This is a genomic window from Pseudomonas protegens (genome assembly GCF_003732485.1).
Classification (GTDB): domain Bacteria; phylum Pseudomonadota; class Gammaproteobacteria; order Pseudomonadales; family Pseudomonadaceae; genus Aquipseudomonas; species Aquipseudomonas protegens_B.
Genome location: NZ_MOAK01000041.1, coordinates 1 through 917, shown reverse-complemented (window position 1 = coordinate 917; position 917 = coordinate 1). Strand labels below are relative to the sequence as shown.

Genomic DNA, 917 nt, shown 5'->3' with positions numbered 1-917 from the left:
CCGTGCGCAAGGGCATCGGCGCCGATCCGCGCATCGGCTACCACTTCATCTACCCCGGTGCCGGTTTCGGCGGCTCGTGCTTCCCCAAGGACCTGCGGGCGCTGATCCACACCGCAGAAAGCCACGGGCTGGAGCCGCACATGCTCAAGACCGTGCGCGACGTCAACGAACAGCAGCGCCATGTGCTGTTTCGCAAGCTCAAGGCGCACTTGGGGGACAACCTCAAGGACAAGGTCATTGCCTTGTGGGGGCTGGCCTTCAAGCCCAACACCGATGACATGCGCGAAGCCACCAGCCGCTACCTGATGGAAGCGCTGTGGCAGGCCGGAGCCAAGGTCCATGCCTATGACCCGGAAGCCATGACCGAATGCCGACGGCTGTATGGCTACCGCGACGACCTGCAGCTGTGCGCAACCCGTGACGACACCCTGCAAGGCGCAGACGCCCTGGTGATCTGCACCGAGTGGAAAGCCTTTCGCGTGGTGGACTTCAAGCTGCTGCACGACACCCTCAACGATCGCCTGATCGTCGACGGCCGCAACCTGTACAACCCGCAACAGGCAGCGGACGCCGGCCTGCATTACCTGAGCATCGGCCTGCCCTACCGCGTTCCGGAGGCGCTGCGCGCATGAATATCCTGATCACCGGGGCCGCCGGTTTCATCGGCGCCCATACCGCACTGCGCTTGCTCAAGGATGGGCATCAGGTCACCGGACTGGATAATTTCAACGACTACTACGATCCCCAGCTCAAACGCAACCGGGTGCGCTGGGTCGAACAGCAAGTGGGGCACTTCCCCCTGCAGCGCCTGGACCTGGCGGACAGCGAAGGCCTTGAACGGCTGTTCGCCGAGATCCGCCCCCAGGTGGTGATCAACCTCGCCGCCCAGGCCGGGGTGCGCTACTCCCTGGAAAATC

The 917-nt window shown here is 64.0% G+C and carries 2 protein-coding genes; both read left to right on the top strand.

Going from position 1 to position 917, the window contains the following annotated elements; translation table 11 throughout:
• A partial coding sequence (locus BLX41_RS09405) for a UDP binding domain-containing protein (protein WP_148059702.1) occupies window positions 1–632 on the top strand: 632 nt, incomplete at its 5' end.
• The coding region (locus BLX41_RS09400; protein WP_123724665.1) for a GDP-mannose 4,6-dehydratase at window positions 629–917 on the top strand (289 nt) is incomplete at its 3' end. The genes BLX41_RS09405 and BLX41_RS09400, both read left to right, overlap by 4 nt.